General features: G+C 27.2%; 19 protein-coding genes. 13 read left to right on the plus strand and 6 right to left on the minus strand.

Annotated features, from left to right (window positions below; all coding sequences use genetic code 11):
• Positions 1-162: 162 nt before the first annotated feature.
• Positions 163-366, plus strand: coding sequence for a DUF1657 domain-containing protein (locus RYM86_RS10930; RefSeq protein WP_252214356.1), 204 nt, complete (start codon positions 163-165; stop codon positions 364-366).
• Between the two features lie 360 nt (positions 367-726).
• On the opposite strand, the gene RYM86_RS10935 is transcribed toward RYM86_RS10930, so the two are convergent.
• From RYM86_RS10935 to RYM86_RS10945, 3 genes are all read right to left on the minus strand, one after another.
• Positions 727-1,092, minus strand: a complete 366-nt coding sequence (locus tag RYM86_RS10935) for a DUF4363 family protein (RefSeq protein WP_315080453.1) — start codon at positions 1,090-1,092, stop codon at positions 727-729.
• Positions 1,093-1,106: 14 nt separating this feature from the next.
• Entirely contained in the window at positions 1,107-1,835 is a 729-nt protein-coding gene (locus RYM86_RS10940; protein WP_315080456.1) for a DUF421 domain-containing protein, read from the minus strand.
• Positions 1,836-2,280: 445 nt separating this feature from the next.
• Positions 2,281-2,910: a phosphoribosyltransferase family protein gene (locus tag RYM86_RS10945; RefSeq protein WP_315080457.1), complete on the minus strand. Its 630-nt coding sequence runs from the start codon at positions 2,908-2,910 to the stop codon at positions 2,281-2,283.
• Between the two features lie 427 nt (positions 2,911-3,337).
• Between RYM86_RS10945 and RYM86_RS10950 the strand changes: the two genes are divergently transcribed.
• Entirely contained in the window at positions 3,338-5,278 is a 1,941-nt protein-coding gene (locus tag RYM86_RS10950; RefSeq protein WP_315080458.1) for a [FeFe] hydrogenase, group A, read from the plus strand.
• A gap of 134 nt (positions 5,279-5,412) precedes the next feature.
• Here RYM86_RS10950 and hydG read toward each other — a convergent pair whose 3' ends face one another.
• Both hydG and RYM86_RS10960 read right to left on the minus strand, forming a co-directional pair.
• Positions 5,413-6,831 carry a [FeFe] hydrogenase H-cluster radical SAM maturase HydG gene (gene hydG / locus RYM86_RS10955; protein WP_315080459.1) on the minus strand — a complete coding sequence of 473 codons (1,419 nt, stop codon included), beginning with the start codon at positions 6,829-6,831 and terminating at the stop codon, positions 5,413-5,415.
• A 66-nt stretch (positions 6,832-6,897) separates the two neighbouring features.
• A complete protein-coding gene (locus RYM86_RS10960) occupies positions 6,898-7,146 on the minus strand; it encodes a TM1266 family iron-only hydrogenase system putative regulator (protein ID WP_315080460.1) in 249 nt (82 codons plus the stop codon).
• A gap of 582 nt (positions 7,147-7,728) precedes the next feature.
• Here RYM86_RS10960 and RYM86_RS10965 point away from each other — a divergent pair.
• On the plus strand, positions 7,729-7,938 hold the full coding sequence (locus RYM86_RS10965; RefSeq protein ID WP_315080461.1) for a zinc ribbon domain-containing protein: 210 nt from the start codon (positions 7,729-7,731) through the stop codon (positions 7,936-7,938).
• A 123-nt stretch (positions 7,939-8,061) separates the two neighbouring features.
• Here the strand turns inward: RYM86_RS10965 and RYM86_RS10970 are convergent, their stop codons facing one another.
• Positions 8,062-8,943: an AraC family transcriptional regulator gene (locus RYM86_RS10970; RefSeq protein ID WP_315080463.1), complete on the minus strand. Its 882-nt coding sequence runs from the start codon at positions 8,941-8,943 to the stop codon at positions 8,062-8,064.
• Between the two features lie 167 nt (positions 8,944-9,110).
• Here RYM86_RS10970 and RYM86_RS10975 point away from each other — a divergent pair, with 167 nt between their 5' ends.
• The 10 genes from RYM86_RS10975 to RYM86_RS11020 all read left to right on the plus strand — a co-directional run bounded on the left by RYM86_RS10975 (position 9,111) and on the right by RYM86_RS11020 (position 17,552).
• Positions 9,111-9,671: a sugar O-acetyltransferase gene (locus tag RYM86_RS10975; RefSeq protein WP_315080465.1), complete on the plus strand. Its 561-nt coding sequence runs from the start codon at positions 9,111-9,113 to the stop codon at positions 9,669-9,671.
• A gap of 196 nt (positions 9,672-9,867) precedes the next feature.
• Positions 9,868-10,377 (plus strand): ferritin family protein, encoded by a 510-nt coding sequence (locus RYM86_RS10980; RefSeq protein WP_315080466.1) that lies wholly within the window; start codon positions 9,868-9,870, stop codon positions 10,375-10,377.
• Between the two features lie 308 nt (positions 10,378-10,685).
• A complete protein-coding gene (locus RYM86_RS10985) occupies positions 10,686-11,687 on the plus strand; it encodes a 2-hydroxyacyl-CoA dehydratase (RefSeq protein WP_315080468.1) in 1,002 nt (333 codons plus the stop codon).
• Positions 11,684-12,445: an acyl-CoA dehydratase activase gene (locus tag RYM86_RS10990; RefSeq protein ID WP_315080469.1), complete on the plus strand. Its 762-nt coding sequence runs from the start codon at positions 11,684-11,686 to the stop codon at positions 12,443-12,445. The genes RYM86_RS10985 and RYM86_RS10990 overlap by 4 nt, the downstream gene beginning before the upstream one ends.
• A 262-nt stretch (positions 12,446-12,707) precedes the next feature.
• Positions 12,708-13,139, plus strand: coding sequence for a 6-carboxytetrahydropterin synthase QueD (gene queD / locus RYM86_RS10995; protein WP_315080470.1), 432 nt, complete (start codon positions 12,708-12,710; stop codon positions 13,137-13,139).
• A 1-nt stretch (position 13,140) separates the two neighbouring features.
• The gene (queE, locus tag RYM86_RS11000; RefSeq protein WP_315080526.1) at positions 13,141-13,806 is read left to right on the plus strand and encodes a putative 7-carboxy-7-deazaguanine synthase QueE; all 666 of its coding nucleotides are present in this window, start codon (positions 13,141-13,143) and stop codon (positions 13,804-13,806) included.
• A 1-nt stretch (position 13,807) separates the two neighbouring features.
• Positions 13,808-14,398, plus strand: coding sequence for a GTP cyclohydrolase I FolE (gene folE, locus RYM86_RS11005; RefSeq protein WP_315080471.1), 591 nt, complete (start codon positions 13,808-13,810; stop codon positions 14,396-14,398).
• A gap of 36 nt (positions 14,399-14,434) precedes the next feature.
• On the plus strand, positions 14,435-15,094 hold the full coding sequence (queC, locus tag RYM86_RS11010) for a 7-cyano-7-deazaguanine synthase QueC (protein WP_315080472.1): 660 nt from the start codon (positions 14,435-14,437) through the stop codon (positions 15,092-15,094).
• 412 nt (positions 15,095-15,506) lie between these two features.
• Positions 15,507-16,334 carry a methyl-accepting chemotaxis protein gene (locus RYM86_RS11015; protein WP_315080473.1) on the plus strand — a complete coding sequence of 276 codons (828 nt, stop codon included), beginning with the start codon at positions 15,507-15,509 and terminating at the stop codon, positions 16,332-16,334.
• A gap of 441 nt (positions 16,335-16,775) precedes the next feature.
• On the plus strand, positions 16,776-17,552 hold the full coding sequence (locus RYM86_RS11020; RefSeq protein WP_315080474.1) for a short-chain-enoyl-CoA hydratase: 777 nt from the start codon (positions 16,776-16,778) through the stop codon (positions 17,550-17,552).
• Positions 17,553-17,580 lie beyond the last annotated feature (28 nt).

Below are 17,580 nucleotides of genomic sequence, written 5' to 3' on the forward strand. Positions count from 1 at the left end.
ACCAATTCAAGCATTCTTACACGAGGTGTCGCACTTAACTTGACAATTCATCAAATATAAACTAGATTTAAAAGGAATATATTTCATTATGAATAAATTGAATATTTAAATTGATTATGAACAAAATATAATTGCAATAAAAAATATAAAGGAGGAATTTTTATGCCAACAGGAACAAAACTTGAAACAGCATTAGCTAGTGCTAAAGGATTAGGTGCTGATATGAAGACATTTTCTTTAGATACAGATAATCAAGAAGCAAAACAAATGTTTAATCAACTTGCAAATACAATGGAAAATGTAGAACAAACCATTCAATCAAGACTTGATTTTGTAAAACAAGAAGAACCTCAATATAATAAATAGTTAATTAATAATTGATATACTCTCATATCTAGTTAAATTTATATTTTATAGATATGGGAGTATATTAATATAAATTTTAGTTCTTCTGAAATTATAAACTATGAATTAATTACATAAATAAACTTTAAATATAAAAATCGTAGTTAAAAAGCATATTATAACTATGATTTTTATAACACATTTAGATAATGCAGAACAATATATAATATAAAACCACCTACATTTTTGCAAGTGATTCTGACTTATGTGAATCACTTGTAAAAATATAGGTGGTTATAAAGAAAAAGTTATAAGTTGGATAGTTTATATATGGTATAAGGACATAATAAAAACTAATAATGAAGAATTTAAATCTAATGTTTATTTACCTAATCCATCCCAATGCTCATAAGCTTCTTTCAATTGCATAAGTGAAGCAGATTTATCTTTTGCCATTATAGCACCATCAAGGCGTGCTATACTTGCTTCAAAAGAATTTATTTCATCTCTTTCTGAACTAAATTGAATTCTTTTAACTATTTTTTTCCAAGTTTTTGATAAGTTTTCTGTTTTATCACTAGCTCCTTCCCAATTATCTGATTCTACATCTTGAATAATCAATTGTATTGACTCAGGAATATTATCATTTTTTCCTAATGGTTTCTTTAAAATATTACCACTAAGCATAATTACTACAAAAAGAATTAATGATGCTATAGGTATAGTTATGACTAAAAATTTTCTCATAATAGCTTTCCTCCTTAATATGGTCCTTTATAATCACCAACATCAGTTATTTTTACAGTGTGATCATCATATTTATCTATATACAAGGAACCAGAAGGAGTCAGCGTTGCAAGAAATACCTCCGAAACATCCTTGACTTGGTACATTTTTAATTGATCCATAAGCCATTTTTCAGTTTTATTAAGTTGTTTTAAATTTTGATCTATAAGGATTCCATCATAAATAAGTTCTGTACTTATGCCTGTTGGTGCTTTAGTAATATTCATATCTTTAGGCGTTAGAGGTTCATATTGTGGTTTTTTAAGTACGGATAATTGGCCATTTGGTTCAATAATTGCAAAATCTACTTGTGACAAATCAAAGACATCTTTAATTCTTAATAGTCCCATGATATCAGAGACTTTGTACTTCATTTTGCGCAATGCACTATCCATTATTTTACCATTCATGATTATAATTGTAGGTTCTCCATCTATATATTTTGAAGCATACCTCCATTTTAATGTAATATATTGCATTACATATCCTAGCAGAGCCCAAACAAAAAGACCTATAAAATGAGGCCAAGCTCTACTAGATAAGTCTGTTGTAAGACTTGCAGCAATGGATCCAATTGTTATTCCAAGTACATAATCAAAAAAACTTAATTGACTTATTTGTTGTTTACCTAATATTTTAGCAAAAATAAGTAGGGAAAAAAATCCAATAATAGAGCGCACAAAAACTACTAATCCTTCATTCAATTTTTTTATACCTCCCAATCTTAATAATATATAGTTATTATTTGACTTAAAGTAAATTTTATACTATTAAATTTATTTACATTTAGTTATGAATGTTTAAGATACTATTAGATTAGGATAGAATAAAAGTATAGAAATGATTCTTCATAGAAGTGGAGACTAACGGGTAAATTTTGTAGCTTAAAAATGTAAAGGAAAGATGTAAACATATGTCACATGTTTCAAATAGGGAAGCTTACAAAAGATTAGAAGAATGATTAACTTATTTGAATTCTTGGATTTGGAGACAGTAGTATTATAGAGTACAGGTCAAATATAGTAGAAAATATGGTGAGTAACAGCTCACTTCTATTTTTATTGGAATTTATTTTCAGATATTATGCATTTTGATATATAAGATAAAAAGATTAACTTAGATAATTTAAATTTTGTCTAAGTAACCTTTTTACCTTAATTCACGTACTATATTAAAGATTTCCTCATCAGTAGTTTGTTCAAAATTTTTATAATATGAACCGACAGAATAAAATTGATTAGGTATAAATGGACATATAACCTCATCTACAATTTTCTCTAATAGAGAAATCGTATACTGTGGTGCTACTGGTACGGCTAAGATAATTTTTTTTGCATCATGTTTTTTTATTGATTTTATAGCAGCTTGTATCGTAAAACCAGTTGCAATTCCATCATCAATAATTATTACTGTTTTATTTTTTACATTAGGAAAATTCTCATTCCCTTTATATTTAGTTAATCTTCTTTTAATTTCCTCTGTTTGTTTAAATACTTCTTTTTTTATATACTCTTGAGATATATTTAACATATCTATATATTTTTCATTAAAAATATAAGTTTTATCTAAAGATATAGCACCAATGGCAATTTCTTTATTATGTGGTGAACCGATTTTTCTTGGAATAATTAAATCCCACTCGAATCCAAATTCTTTAATAGTTTCATAAGCTGTGACTATTCCACCTCTTGGGATAGCAAGAACAATAGGATTTTCATCTTTAAATTTCTTAAGTTTTATAGAAAGCTTTTTTCCGGCATCTTTTCTATCTACAAACATATTATCAACGTTCCTTTCATGTGCCTAACTTATATAGATTAGTTTAAGTTGAAATTATAGAATTATTCAAGAATTTTTTTTCTATAAATTTTAATTTAATGCCTTAAATTTATACACCAGATAAATATATAAAATATCAAAGATTTGAATTAGAAACATAATAAATAGTTCCGTAGAATTTGAGGTCATCATACCAGAAATTTTTAACATTACTACCAATATGTGACGATTCATTTTATAATAAGCTTAAAAGCCAATGTTTAATAATCCATTTGTAAAAGAAGGAAGTTTTTACTGAATAAAATCTAGTGAATGTAGAATAGTTGAGGTATAATATAACTAAAGATTAATTATTTTTACATAAAATACATTTTAATAAAATATTTAAAGTTACTTAATATGATTTTAGACTTAAGGGGTGGATATTATGTCATGCAAAAATACTACATATATACAAAGTTTATTGGGTTCAATATTTTCAACTTTTAGTGAAGATGAATTAAAAGAAATAACAGGAAATGAAAAAAGAAGTATAGCAATTTGTGGAAAAATAAATAATCCGGGAATAATAGAAGTTCCAGAAGGGGCAACACTTAGAGAAATACTAGAACTTTGCGGAGGTGTTGTAAATAATAGTAGTTTTAAAGCTGCTCAAATAGGAATTCCTTTTGGTGGTTTTCTAAATGAAGGCAGTTTAGATAAAGAATTTGATTTTGGACTATTTTATGAAAATATTAGTAGAGCTATTATTATCTTGTCAGAAGAAGATTGTATAATACAATACGGAAAATTCTATATAGAGTATTTATTAACCAAAATTAAAGATGGTACTTATAAAAATTATGAAATAGTCAAAAAAGAAATAACTAAAATGCTTAAGGTTTTAGATAGAATAAGTAAAGGTGTATCTGATATGCGAGATATCTATATTTTAAGAAGTCTTGCAGCCGATGTGAAAGATAAGATGCATCAAAAGCATAATTTAATGGAAGAAATAGTTGAAAATTTTTATGAAGAAATAGAAGAACATATAGAAGAAAAGAAATGTTACACAGCGCAATGTAATCATCTTATAAAATTAACAATTACGAAAAAATGTATTGGATGTGGAAATTGCAAAAGAGCGTGTCCTGTTGATTGTATTGATGGAGAATTTAAAAGTCAGCACAATATAGATTATAATAGATGTACTCATTGTGGAGCATGTATATCAGCATGTCCTGTGGATGCTATAACAGCAGGAAATAATATAATTAAGTTTCTTAGAGATTTAGCTACACCTAATAAAGTGGTAATTACTCAAATGGCACCAGCTATAAGAGTTGCGATAGGGGAAGCCTTTGGATTTGAGCCAGGAGAAAATGTAGAAAAGAAGCTAGCAGCAGGACTTAGAAAGCTAGGAGTAGATTATGTTTTTGATACTACTTGGGGAGCTGATTTAACTATAATGGAAGAAGCAGCAGAACTTCAAGAAAGACTTGAAAAATATTTAGCAGGAGATGAAAATGTTAAGCTTCCAATTCTTACTTCATGCTGTCCTTCATGGATTAAGTTTATAGAAAATAACTACGCAGATATGCTAGAAGTTCCTTCTTCAGCAAAATCACCAATGCAAATGTTTGCCACAATAGCAAAAGAGATATGGGCAAAGGAAAAAGGACTTTCAAGAGAAGAAGTAACTTCAGTTGCAATTATGCCATGTGTTGCTAAAATATATGAAGCATCAAGAGTAGAATTTTCAGTAGACATGAATTATGATGTTGACTATGTAATTACTACAAAGGAACTTATAAAAATATTTAAAGAATCAGGAATAGATTTAAAAGAGATTGAAGATGAAGAGATAGATGCTGTTATGGGAGAATATACTGGTGCCGGAATTATTTTTGGTAGAACTGGTGGAGTTATAGAAGCTGCTACTAGAACAGCAATTGAAAATATGACAGGAAAAAGAATTGATAATATAGAATTTGAAGGTCTTAGAGGATGGGATGGATTTAGAATTTGTGAACTTGAAGTTGGTGATCTTAAGCTTAGAATAGGAGTTGCACATGGACTTAAAGAAGCTGCAAAGATGTTAGATAAAATAAGATCAGGTGAAGAATTCTTTCATGCAATTGAAATTATGGCTTGTGTAGGTGGATGTGTAGGTGGCGGTGGTCAACCTAAAATAAGAAAAAATAAACAACAAGTTTTAGAAAAAAGGGCAGAAGGATTAAATGATATAGACAGAGCTAAAGTACTTAGAAGATCAAATGAAAATCCTGAAGTACTTGCTCTTTATGAAAAATATTTAGATCATCCACTAAGTCATAAGGCCCATGAATTACTTCATACAAAATACTTCCCAAAAGTTAAGAAAAGATAATTATCAAGTTATATGAAGAAAATAAATTTTAGAATAAGATATAAGTATATTTTTAATTAGCAATGATAAAAAATCACCCCGTAGTTAAATATGGGGTGATTTTTTTAGTTTTATAAGGACATATTTTAGTTATATTAGAATCTAAAGTCACGTTTACCTTCATTCAATTCTTCTAAATGTTTAATTACCACATTTTTAACTTTATCACTTGGAATTCTAGTAATTTCTTTTGCTATTACTTTTTCACCATTGATTTTAGTTTTTTCAGATGCATAGTCTTCTAAATATTCTTTTAATGTCATTAAAGCATTTGGCCCACAACAGTTTGCTATTTGACCAGATTTAACAAGACTCATAAATCTATCTCCAGTTCTTCCTTCTCTATAACAAGCAGTACAGAAACTTGGAATGTGTCCCATTTCTAATAACCAGTTAACTATTTCATCTAATGTTCTATTGTCATTTACATCGAATTGAGCAGAATTATCTTCTTCTTTTTCTTTTTCAACGTATCCACCAACACTTGTACAAGAACCACCACTTAATTGTGAAACACCAACTTTTAAAAGTTTTTCTCTTGCTTCTTGAGATTCTCTTGTAGAAATAATAATTCCTGTATATGGTACTGTAATTCGTAAAATAGCCACTATTTTTTCTAATAATTCATCTGAAATTGCATTTGTAAAATCTTCAGGATTTATATCATCAGCTGGTCTTATTCTAGGAACACTTATAGTATGAGGGCCAACTCCTTTAGCAGCTTCTAAATGTTCAGCGTGCATTAATAAACCAACAAAGTCATATCTATAAAGATTTAATCCAAATAAAACACCACATCCAACATCATCAATTCCACCATCCATAGCTCTATCCATAGCTTCTGTATGATAAGCATAATCATGCTTTGGACCAGTTGGGTGAAGTTTTTCATAAGCTTCTTTGTTATAAGTTTCTTGGAATAAAATATATGTTCCGATTCCAGCTTCTTTAAGTTTTCTATAGTTTTCAACTGTTGTAGCTGCTATATTAACATTTGCTCTTCTTATAGCTCCATTTTTATGTTTTATACTGTAAATAGTTTTTATACTTTCAAGAACATATTCTATTGGATTATTAATAGGATCTTCTCCAGTTTCTAAAGCAAGTCTTTTATGTCCCATATCTTGAAGAGCAATTACTTCTCTCTTAATTTCTTCTTGAGTTAATTTCTTTCTACTTATATGCTTATTTTGATGATGGTATGGACAATAAGTACATCCATTTACACAATAATTTGATAAATAAAGAGGTGCAAACATAACAATTCTATTTCCATAAAATTTTTGTTTTATTTCTTTAGCTAAATCATGTATTTTTTCTATTTTTTCATCTAGATCACATTCAAGTAGTACGGCAGCTTCTCTATGAGAAAGGCCTTTACATTCCTTTGCCTTTTCTAAAATTTCATTAATTAAAATTTTATTTCTCTTATTTTCTTCTGCAAACTTAAGAGTTTCTAAAATCTCTTCGTTATTAATAAACTCAGTTGCTACATTTGATTTTACATTATACATGTCAAACATCTTCTTTCCATATTAATTTTAGTAAAGCTGTTCTGACAACATTAAAGTTAATAGGGATTAATTTGTTTTTGAATACATAGTCTTTACATTTATGCCTTTAAGCATACCTAATTTACCTGACAATGAACTTATAATATCATTACTAGCATCAACTACAATACTTATAATGGCAAGATTTTTTTCCTTATAAGGAAGTCCCATTCTTCCAATTATATATTTACTATAATCATGCAAGATAGTATTTACTTTTTCAGTTACAGTTGTATCGTGAACCATTATGCCTATTAAAGCAATTCTTGTATCCATAAACATTCATCCCTTCTTAAATATTAAGTAAATAACAAAATTCATAATATTATTGAACTTTGAATTTGTATTAATCTACCATTTTAAATGTATATAAAATAAATTTGGCAGAAAAATAAAAAAACTCTATGCAAAAAGGCATAGAGATACATACTTAATTATATATTTGCCTTCTCATTTGGGTAGAACCCTCATGTTATTTCAGAACATTTTTAAATTTTTACCTTTCCTCTCAGGAATATCCTTAAAGTAAGGTTTAAATTAATTTTATCATATATTAATGTTTTTATCAAAGAGTATAATTCCAAGTGCTTTTAGCATATTTAGAGATTTTCTTATATGAAATTACTTGGTAAAATTTTTATGATATGTTACTATTACTATATTGAATAGACTTTTACAATGTAAATATTTATTATATTTGGCAATTGATTTTAATAAAAAGAATTATTAAATTATAAAATACTTAAATGAAGTGCTTGAATTTATAAGATAAAATTAAGGATGACTTAAGGAACTATATAATGTGTTTGTGTTAATGTAATAGCATAATAATTCACACATGAAGTGAAGGAGGATTTTATGGAAAAACGTCAATATGTTTGTTCAAAATGTGGATGTAATAGATACGAAAGTGATCAATTTCAAGCAACTGGTGGGAATTTTGCTAAAATATTTGATATTCAAAATAAGAAGTTTATTACAATTTCTTGTTCTCAATGTGGCTATACAGAATTGTACAGGGCTAATACAAAGAGTGGATGGAATATATTAGATTTTCTAATGAGTTAAATTTATTTATTAAATATGAATTCAGGTAAAAAAGAGTCTATATAATAGTATAAATCCCCTTATGGTAGACAAATATAAAAATATATGTAATAGTAGCTAATTTATAAATTAGCTACTATTTTTTTATTGTTTAAAGCCTATTTTGAATTCTTTAGGGGTTGCATTATACTTTTCTTTAAAACTTCTTATAAAATAAGAGATATTACTAAAACCAACTTCTAATGATATTTCAGTTATAGATAAGTCAGTATTTGAAATTAAATTTGCAGCTTTTTCTAATCTATAATTTTTTATAAATTGAATACAGGTTTTACCAGTGTACTTTTTGAAAAATCTCATAAAGTGATACTGATTGTAATGGCATATAGAAGAAAGTGTATTAATATCTATTTCTTTATTATAATTTTCTTGTATGTATTTGAGTACAATTTTAATTTTTTCAATTTTTTCTTTATTTAAACATGTATTATTTGTTTTCTTTCCTATCAAATTAAATTTAAATAGAAGAGAAAAATATCTAAAAATCAATGATTTGATTTCTAGTTCAAAACCATAATATTTTGAATTATAAGTATCAATAATATTTAATATTATATCTTTTAATTCTGTATTAATAAGAGAATCTTTATTAATAATTACTGGAAGTTCAAATTCATTATTTATTATAGGAGTTATAAAGTTAACGGAACAATTATCAATAATATTGCTATTTAATTGCTCCATATTGAAAACAATAGAATTCCATTTGCTAGAATGATTTTCTTCAGTGCTAAAATAATGAAGAAATCCGCTATTTATTAGAATTATATCGCCTTCTTTACAAGTATAAGAATCTGCATTGATTTTTAAATTAAATTGCCCAGATAAAACTAAAATTAATTCTAGTTCATTATGCCAATGTGCTGTTATTGATTTTTCAATATTACCTAAGGAAACATTATATATGCCTAGCGGTAGTAAAAAACTACCATGTTCTCTTTTTTCTCTACAATTATCTTTTATCATTTTATCACCATTAATGTCAGTTTTGTGTTATTTATTATCAATTTATTGCAAGTATATATTATTTACATTAAATATAATATCATTATAAAGATATTTTTCAAAATATTAAAGTAGATAAAGCAAATTTGCTGATTAAATTATAGTATATATTTAAAGGAGACGTAATTATGACTGAAAAAGAAAAGATGTTGAATGGAGACTTATATTTATCTTTTGGAGAAGAGCTATTTTCTGAAAGACAATATGCTAAAGAGGTAATTTTTGAATTTAACTCATTACATCCAAGCGAAGTAGAAAAAAGAAATGAACTAATTACAAAGCTATTTGGCTATGCAGGTGAAAATTTTTATATAGAACCGCCTTTTAGATGTGATTATGGATACAATATTCATTGGGGTGAAAATTCTTATGTAAATTATAATTGTACAATATTAGATTGTGCTAAAGTAACAATAGGAAAAAATGTACTTATAGGTCCTAATGTAAATATTTTTACTGCTGGACATCCTTTGTCACCTTCACAAAGGATTGCAGGATTTGAATATGCTCATACAGTTGAAATAGGAGATGGCGCTTGGATTGGTGGAGGAACAACTATAAATCCAGGTGTTAAAATAGGAAAGAATGCAGTGATTGGTTCAGGAAGTGTTGTTACAAAAGATATTCCAGATAATGCTGTAGCTGTAGGAAATCCGTGTAGAGTTATAAGAGCTATAGATGAAGAGTAATCTTAATTAAGAAAGAAATAAAAAAATATTAATTTAAGGCTATGTTTTAAATATGTGTTAATATATGTAACTTTGCTTATGCATATATCAATGCTCTGTTAAAACATAGCCTAATTTTAAATTGTCACTAATAATTGTAACAATAAATATTTGCTTTAATAAAATGATTATAAGGAATTAAATAAAGGAGAAATTTATGAGTTATACTACAAATAGACAACCACAAGGGATTTTAAAGAATATTGAAACCTTTTTTAGAGAAGGAATGATAGCTGAACTAGTTGCAATAAATGATTATAGTTCCTTTATAAGTTTAACTGATAACAAGGAAGTAAATGATATATTCCATCATATAATGGAAGAAGAAAAAAAGCATTATGGATTATTTCTACAAGCATTAAGAAGTGTAGATAAAGAACAAGCTGAATTAAAGGCTAAAGTTGATGAACAGTTAGATATATCATCAAAGGAAAAATATAAAGAATATATTGGTAAAGGAAGTAAACATAATTTACTTTCTTATATAAGAGATGCTATAAAAGGTGAACTAGAGGCTATCATATTATATGAATACTTTATTGAAAATTTAGAAAATGAAAAAGCAATAGAGCTTATAAAAGAAATAATAAAAGAGGAAAAAGAGCATATTGAAGAATTAACAAAAGCATTGGTTATTTTAGATAAAGATAAATATAATAATCTTTAGATTATGCACTCGAACTACAAATACCTACAATTCCAATTGTTGAAAACATTCCACCGATAAGTGCCAATATAGATGTCTAAAATAAAATAAATTTGACTTACTAAAGAGCATATAGTAAACTTTATACGTATTAAATATTAATAGAGACAGTTCGTGTGACCATCCTGTCTATAAACAAAACTAGGGCGTAACTACCCGTATAGGTAGTTTTTTTGTTTAAGGGCGGTTTTTGCCCTTTTTTATTTGCAAAAAATTAGTTATTAATATATAGTTTCTGCCCTTTACCAATATGTAAGGAGGTCTTGATTATGAAAAAAATAGGCTTAACAACAACAGTTCCAGTAGAGGTACTTATTGCAGCAGGATACACACCTGTAGACTTAAATAACCTTTTTATAACTTCTACTGATTATTCAAAATACATAGATATAGCTGAAAGAGATGGATTCCCTAAAAGTTTATGTGCCTGGATAAAGGGAATTTATGGTGCATGTATAGAAAATGACATTAAAGAGATAGTTGGAGCTATGGAAGGAGATTGTTCTAATACTAAAGTTCTTATTGATGTGCTTCAATTGAAAGGAATTAAAGTTTATCCATTTTCATTTCCACATAGTCATAAAAAAGAAGATATAGAAAATGAAATAAGAAAGTTTATGACTATCTTTAACGTGACTCTTGAAGAAGTTGAAAAGGTTAGAAAAAGGCTAAATGAAATTAGAAGATTATCAAAAGAGATTGATGAATTAACACATGTACATAATAAAGCTAGTGGATTTGAAAACCATTTATATCAAGTAAGTTTAAGTGATTTTAACGGAGACTTAAATATTTTTGAAAGAGATTTAAAAAATGTTGTTGAAGATATAAAGAAAAGAGAACCTCTAAATAAAAAACTAAGATTAGGCTATATAGGTGTCCCTCCTATGACTGGTGATATATATGAATTTGCTGAAAAGTTAAATGCTCATTTTGTATATAATGAAGTGCAAAGAGAATTTGCTTTTCCTAGAGCGGACAAAGCATTAAGTATATTTGAGCAATATTATGATTACACTTATCCTTATAATATTAAATTTAGAATTAAGGAATTAAAAAAGCAAATCAAGGATAGAAAATTAGATGGAATAATTCATTACACTCAAGCTTTTTGTCATAGAGCAGTTGAGGATATAGTATTAAAAAAGCAATTAGATATTCCAATATTGAATATTGAAGGAGATAAATTAAATACATTAGATGCAAGAACAAAACTTAGATTAGAAGCTTTTCTTGATATGCTATTGGATTTAAAGGAGATTAAAAAATGAGAGTATTAGGAATAGATCTTGGAAGTAGAGAAGTTAAAATTGTCTTAATGGAGGATAATAAGATAATAAAAAATAAAAAAGTAAGTACAATGAGCTTTTATAGAGATTATTGCAGTTTTGATGGTAAGGTAATAGTGGATTTAGAAAAACTTAATATAGGGCAAATTGATAAAGCTGTTTCAACAGGCTATGGAAAAAATAATACGGATTTAAAACTTTTCACTCCTATAAATGAGTTAAAAGCTCATATTTATGGAGCAATTTATCAAACAGAATTAAAAGATTTTATACTTTTAGATATAGGTGGTCAGGATGTTAAAGTAATTAAAGTAGAGAAAGGCATTATTGGGGATTTAGAACTTAATGAAAAATGTGCTGCTTCTTGTGGAAGATACTTAGAAAATATGGCTAATGTACTTGAAATATCTATTGATGAAATGAGTAAATACTCAGAAAACCCTGTTGATTTAAATTCAACTTGTGCAGTATTTTCTGAATCAGAGTTAATTGGGAAGATAGCTGAAGGAGTAAGCATAGAAAGATTATGTGCAGGAGTTAATTATTCTCTTTATAAAAGGTTACGTCCTCTTTTAAGTAAATTTAGAGGAAAAAAACTAATTATAACTGGTGGTGTTGCAACCAATACTTCAATAAAGAAGTATTTAAAAAATGATTATGAAGAAATAGTAGAAGTAAAAGAACCACAGTTTAATGGGGCAATTGGATGTTGCTATTATGGGACTAAGGTGCTATGTTGAAAAATGTGTTGATATTGAAGTATAAAGCTTATGGACAGAGAAATTTACTTTAAGAACTCTAGAATAAAGCTTCGTCCAATTAATGCATGCTCCCAATCACAGATTGTGACAAGTAATTAATTGGACTAATCTTCATTGAGAGTTCTAAAAAGCAAATTTCAATGCCAGTTCGCCCTTATACTACAATATCAACATTAACTTAAAGCATAGCGTTGAAAAAAATATTCAATAGGTTAAAAAAAGACTTTTGGAGGAAATAATTATGTATATTTTAAAAGCAGAACATAGTTTTGATAGTGCCCATTTTCTTGCTAAATATGAAGGGAAATGTGGGAACATTCATGGACATAGATGGAAGGTGGAAATTGAAATACAATCAGAAACCTTAATAAAAGGTGGTCAACTTGATGGCATGGTTATAGATTTTGGAGATTTAAAAAAAGATGTTAAAGAAATGGTAGATTATTATGATCATGCGCTTATTATAGAAGAAAAAACTATGAGAGAAGAAACTTTAAAGTGTATAAAACAAGATAATTTTAAAGTAATAGAAGTTAATTTTAGACCAACAGCTGAAAATTTTGCAGCATTTTTCTTTAAAATAATGAAAGATAAAGGATATAACGTAAAGAGAGCTACGGTGTACGAAACTCCTACTAATAGTGCTGTATATGGAGAAAGTGAGGGATGTTAAAGTGAATTTTAAAGTAGTTGAAAAGTTTGTTAGCATTAATGGAGAAGGTCGACTTTGTGGACAATTAGCAGTATTTATAAGATTTGCAGGGTGTAATTTAAATTGTAGCTATTGTGATACAACTTGGGCAAATGAAAAAAATGTTTCTTATAACTTAATGTCTTCTGATGATATATATGAATATATTAAATCAACAAAAGTTAGAAATATAACTTTAACTGGAGGTGAACCTCTTCTTCAAGAAGGAATAATAGAATTATTAGAATTATTATCGAAAGATAATGAACTTCATATTGAAATAGAAACTAACGGTAGTGTATTTATAAACCAGTTTTCAACTATGGAAAATCCACCAAGTTTTACGATGGATTATAAACTTCCTTTAAGTGATATGGAAGATAAAATGGAATTGGAGAATTTTAAATATTTAACTGACAAGGATACAGTGAAATTTGTGTCAGGTAGTATTGAAGATTTACAAAAAGCTAAATATATAATAGATACTTATAACCTTGTAGATAAAACCAATGTATATATTAGCCCTGTATTCGGAAAAATTAATATGAATGATATAGTAGAATTTATGAAAGAAAACAACATGAATAAAATTAATTTACAAATGCAACTTCATAAGGTTATATGGGAACCAAGCAAGAGAGGTGTATAAAATGGAAATTGATATAAAAGCAATTGAAGAACATACAAGAGGAATTTTAATAGCTTTAGGAGATAATCCAGATAGAGAAGGATTAAAGGATACGCCTAAACGTGTAGCGAAAATGTATGAAGAAATCTTTCAAGGAATGTGTTACAGTAATGATCAAATTGCAAGTATGTTTAATACAACTTTTGAGGACGATTTATTGATAAAAGAAAATAATAATGACATAGTTTTTATGAAAGACATAGAAATATTCAGTTATTGTGAACATCATTTAGCACTTATGTATAACATGAAAGTTGCAATAGCATATATACCTAATAAAAAAGTTATTGGGTTAAGCAAAATAGCTAGAATAGCTGATATGGTAGGACGTAGATTGCAACTTCAAGAAAGAATAGGAATAGATATAGTTGAAATATTACAAAAAGTAACTGAATCAGAACATGTAGCAGTTATTATAAAAGGAGAACATGGCTGTATGACTACTAGAGGAATACAAAAACCAGGTACTAAAACAATATCAACTACTTTAAGAGGAAGATTTAATACTGATCCAGTATTAAATAATAAATTAATGATGCTTTATAGGCAATAAGGATATATATACATATTAAAGGATGGTGTACTATAAATGAATAAAGAAAAAGCAATAGTAGTATTTAGTGGTGGTCAAGATAGCACAACTTGTTTATTTTGGGCAAAAAAGAGATTTAAAGAAGTTACAGCAGTTTCTTTTGATTATAACCAAAAACATAAGTTAGAATTAGAGTGTGCAAGAGATATATGCAAAAAATACGATGTAGAGCACCATATTTTAGATTTAAACTTATTAAATCAATTAGCACCGAATTCATTAACTAGACAAGATATAAATGTTGATAAAGATGCACCTAAGGATGGTGTTCCTAATTCATTTGTAGATGGAAGAAATATGTTATTTTTAACCTTTGTTGCAGTATTTGCAAAGCAAAGAGGAATAAACACTATTATAACAGGAGTATCTCAAAGTGATTTTAGTGGATACCCAGATTGCAGAGATGTATTTATAAAATCTTTAAATGTTACATTGAACTTGGCTATGGATTATCAGTTTGAAATTCTTACACCATTAATGTGGATTAATAAAGTAGAAACTTGGAAAATGGCTAATGATTTAGGTGTACTTAATATTGTTAAAGAAGAAACTTTAACTTGTTATAATGGAATAATAGGTAATGGTTGTGGAGAATGTCCATCTTGTAAGTTGAGAAAAAATGGATATTTAGAATTCAAAAAGGAATATTTAAAATAATTAAAAAGTTGCTTAAAGATACATCCATGGAAGGACTAATATAATAATTTTATATAACTAAATAATATATAGATTATTGAAGAGACTTGGAAATTCAAGTCGCTTTGACGTTATATAAAAAATTAATGTAGTCAATAATAATCTATTATAAAAAAAACTTATATGCATGATATAATAGCTAATAAATATCAGTATGAAGAGCTTATTTGTAATACCTACCTTGGAAAAAATAATAAAAATACCTTTTAAATATAGTATAGAAAATAAGTTAATATTTATAACTTTAGTTTAAATAATTTATAACGATTATTAAGTATAATTAATTTTAACTAAGTAGTAAAGGAACTTTTTAGGTTTTATATGTTAAAATATTATGATAGATAAATTTACATATTGAGCAGAGGAGAATTATATGTTGAAAAATGACTTTGGAAATGATGCATTAAATAGTGTTTGTAATGTTATTCCTTATATCGATACTTTTTTTGATAGTGATATAGAAATAATGGTAACTGACAGAGAAAAGGTATTATACTATCAAGGAAGCAAAGAAATAGATTGTAAAATACGAGAAGGTTCAGAAGCTGGAAAATTTGTAAAAGAAGCGATGAATAGAGGTAAAATAGAAGTAAAAGTTATTCCAGAAGATTTTATGGGAGTAGCTTTTAAATCATATATAATTCCAATAAAAGATAATAATACTGTTGTTGGATCAATAGCTATTGGAAAAAGTCTTTCTAAAAAGAATGCTGTAATGGATATTACAAGTGAGTTAATAGCAACTGTGTCTAAGTTATCAGAAGGTATAAATAATATTTCTTCTAATATTGAAAATTTAACTAATATGAATAATGAAATATTGAAAGAAACTAATAATGCTAATAAAATGGCTTATAATACTGATGAAATAGTGGATTTTATAAAAGGTGTTTCATCACAAACTAACCTTTTAGGACTAAATGCTTCAATTGAAGCTGCAAGAGCAGGGGAACATGGTAAAGGCTTTAATGTTGTTGCACAAGAAATTAGAAAATTATCACATTCATCTAAGGAATCAATAGATAAGATAGAGTCTGTTATAAAAAATATTTCAGGTGCAATAGAGAAAATCAATAATAAAGTTGGAAATGTAGATGGTGTATCAAATAAGCAATCAGAAGAAATAATAGAAATTACATCATTAATTGATAAATTAAATAATACAGCTGTTTTGCTTGGAGATTTAGCTGATAAACTATAAAGTTTTTTTATATAATGTTCAGTTAATATTTAAAATTAAAAAGATAGATAAATAAGATGGACATGTTGATGTTCATCTTATTTTTATGTACATTTTATTAATTACTTGAATATAGGCAAGTATTCATATGTTATCTTTAGTAAAAGTGTGCAGTGTAATAACTAAATCATCATTAAAGATAGTTCATTAGAAATCTATTGAGTAACTTGATTTTTATAACTAATTTTTATGTTTATTTACTTCAGAAAAATTATGGTAACCCAATAGCAAAACAAACTAGAAATAGTTTATATACAAATTACTTGTTGACAAACTAAATAATTAGAATTATTATTTAAATATGGAAAATAAATACAGATAAGATGGATGTAAAATTAATTTAAAAATATTGAGGCAAATGTTTAGTAAATTATAGAATTAAAATTTAGGGAGGAAACGAGAATGAAAAATGTTATTTTTAATGAGAAAAATGGTATGGCAGAGGTAATAATAAATAGACCAAAGGCACTTAATGCATTAAATACAACAACATTACAAGAATTAGGACAAGTAATAAATGAGATAGCAGGGAGAAAAGATATTTATACTGTAATTGTAACAGGAGCTGGAGAAAAATCTTTTGTTGCTGGAGCAGATATAACTGAAATGAAAAATAAGACCGCTATTGAAGGAAGAGAAATGGCAATGCTTGCTCAAAAAGTATTCTCTAATATTGAAAATATGCCACAAGTTGTTATAGCAGCAGTAAATGGTTACGCTTTGGGTGGCGGATGCGAATTATCAATGGCTTGTGATATAAGGCTAGCATCTTCAAATGCGAAATTTGGACAACCAGAAGTAAGTTTAGGGATAATACCTGGATTTGCAGGAACGCAAAGGCTTCCAAGATTAGTTGGTAAAGGTATTGCTAAAGAACTTATTTTTACAACTGACATGATAGATGCAAAAGAAGCTTATAGAATAGGTCTTGTTAATAAAGTATATGAAAAGGAAGAACTAATGGATAAAGCAAGAGAATTAGCAAATAAGATAATGCAAAAAGGAATGTATGCTGTAAGTTTAGCAAAATCATCTATAAATAATGGATTAAATATGGATACTGAATCAGCTTATGCTTTTGAAGCAAATTTATTTGGATTATGTTTTTCAACAGAAGATCAAACAGAAGGAATGACAGCCTTTGTAGAAAAAAGAAAATCTTCATTTAAAGGATGTTAATAAAAAGGTACTTATACTGACAGATTAA

The organism is uncultured Clostridium sp. (assembly GCF_963527835.1).
Classification (GTDB): domain Bacteria; phylum Bacillota; class Clostridia; order Clostridiales; family Clostridiaceae; genus Clostridium.

Bases quoted from the DNA above. Each gene is read 5' to 3' on its own strand.
- RYM86_RS10965 (WP_315080461.1), top strand. From the start codon at position 7,729: ATGGAAAAACGTCAATATGTTTGTTCAAAATGTGGATGTAATAGATAC.
- queD (WP_315080470.1), top strand. From the start codon at position 12,708: ATGTATATTTTAAAAGCAGAACATAGTTTTGATAGTGCCCATTTTCTT.
- RYM86_RS11020 (WP_315080474.1), top strand. From the start codon at position 16,776: ATGAAAAATGTTATTTTTAATGAGAAAAATGGTATGGCAGAGGTAATA.
- RYM86_RS10975 (WP_315080465.1), top strand. From the start codon at position 9,111: ATGACTGAAAAAGAAAAGATGTTGAATGGAGACTTATATTTATCTTTT.
- RYM86_RS10990 (WP_315080469.1), top strand. From the start codon at position 11,684: ATGAGAGTATTAGGAATAGATCTTGGAAGTAGAGAAGTTAAAATTGTC.
- folE (WP_315080471.1), top strand. From the start codon at position 13,808: ATGGAAATTGATATAAAAGCAATTGAAGAACATACAAGAGGAATTTTA.
- hydG (WP_315080459.1), bottom strand. From the start codon at position 6,831: ATGTATAATGTAAAATCAAATGTAGCAACTGAGTTTATTAATAACGAA.
- RYM86_RS10945 (WP_315080457.1), bottom strand. From the start codon at position 2,910: ATGTTTGTAGATAGAAAAGATGCCGGAAAAAAGCTTTCTATAAAACTT.
- RYM86_RS10960 (WP_315080460.1), bottom strand. From the start codon at position 7,146: ATGGATACAAGAATTGCTTTAATAGGCATAATGGTTCACGATACAACT.
- RYM86_RS10930 (WP_252214356.1), top strand. From the start codon at position 163: ATGCCAACAGGAACAAAACTTGAAACAGCATTAGCTAGTGCTAAAGGA.
- RYM86_RS10985 (WP_315080468.1), top strand. From the start codon at position 10,686: ATGAAAAAAATAGGCTTAACAACAACAGTTCCAGTAGAGGTACTTATT.
- RYM86_RS10970 (WP_315080463.1), bottom strand. From the start codon at position 8,943: ATGATAAAAGATAATTGTAGAGAAAAAAGAGAACATGGTAGTTTTTTA.
- RYM86_RS10935 (WP_315080453.1), bottom strand. From the start codon at position 1,092: ATGAGAAAATTTTTAGTCATAACTATACCTATAGCATCATTAATTCTT.
- RYM86_RS10950 (WP_315080458.1), top strand. From the start codon at position 3,338: ATGTCATGCAAAAATACTACATATATACAAAGTTTATTGGGTTCAATA.
- RYM86_RS10980 (WP_315080466.1), top strand. From the start codon at position 9,868: ATGAGTTATACTACAAATAGACAACCACAAGGGATTTTAAAGAATATT.
- queC (WP_315080472.1), top strand. From the start codon at position 14,435: ATGAATAAAGAAAAAGCAATAGTAGTATTTAGTGGTGGTCAAGATAGC.
- RYM86_RS11015 (WP_315080473.1), top strand. From the start codon at position 15,507: ATGTTGAAAAATGACTTTGGAAATGATGCATTAAATAGTGTTTGTAAT.